At 30.5% G+C, this 981-nt stretch carries 1 protein-coding gene; it reads left to right on the top strand.

Annotated features, from left to right (window positions below; translation table 11 throughout):
- Positions 1 to 843, top strand: an 843-nt coding sequence (locus ADIWIN_RS15620) for a hypothetical protein (RefSeq protein WP_235047134.1), incomplete at its 5' end; no start/stop codon positions are given.
- Positions 844 to 981: the final 138 nt, after the last annotated feature.

Here is a 981-nt window from a genome sequence, read left to right as displayed (position 1 = left end):
ACCGTTGGCAATAATTTGAAAAAACTACTCTACATACCAGTATTATTGACTTTCATTATGGTTTTTTCCTGTGGACAAAATTCGTCTGAAAAAGAATTAATTGGAAATTGGCGAGAAATTGAAAATGAATATAGTACTTGGCATTTTTATCCTGACAGTCTAGTTTTCAAATTAACTGGAGAAACTGATAAAACAACCGACTGGAAAGCTAACAAAACCCAAATTGAATTCGATATTGAAACTTTCGAAAGGAATTCAACGGGAAAATTTATTGATACTATACACAAAATTCTAATTGACTATCAGCTTTCGGACAAAAAAGATAGCCTTTTTGGAACACTGACAAATAACTATGGTTTGCATAATTTTAGTATGCTAAAAACAAAAAACTACAGTGAATATCTAACTAGAAAGTTTGGCATTAAATTTACTTTACCTAAAAACGACTCGAATAAATTAAAAGAGGTTGACCCAGTTTACGGAATGAAAATATTTATGAATATAGAGAATGATAATCTCATTGGAAAAACTGAACACTCTAATTCTTTAAATAACTTAGAAACTGACATAAAAGATTTTAAAAACAAATTAGAATCCTATTTCGGAACTTATGATTTACGTACAGAAAGACTTTATTTGAGTGTTTACGCTGACAAGCAAATTCCAGATTCAATGATTACGGCAAATTTAGCTGTTACAATCAAAAGCGACTTTTTTTTAAATAATAAATACGATGCTATTCCAATACCGAGACCACCAGGCGATACACTTCCAATAAATATTTATAGAATGTATGGAACTGATGAAAACAAAGACCTTGGATTTAGAAAAGCTAAAAAATAAAAACTATTGCCAACACCGTGTATAATTAATTGCTTTGGCAAGTGCTTATTTGGAAAATTCCTTCGGAATTTTCTCGGGTTCGTATTTGTTTACTAAATTAGTTGCTTAACCACGCAACTAACCATACACAATCACGTT

Source organism: Winogradskyella psychrotolerans RS-3 (assembly GCF_000427335.1).
GTDB classification, from domain to species: Bacteria; Bacteroidota; Bacteroidia; order Flavobacteriales; family Flavobacteriaceae; genus Winogradskyella; species Winogradskyella psychrotolerans.
Note: the sequence above shows the minus strand (reverse complement) of the source record. Positions and strands in the feature narration are given on the sequence as shown.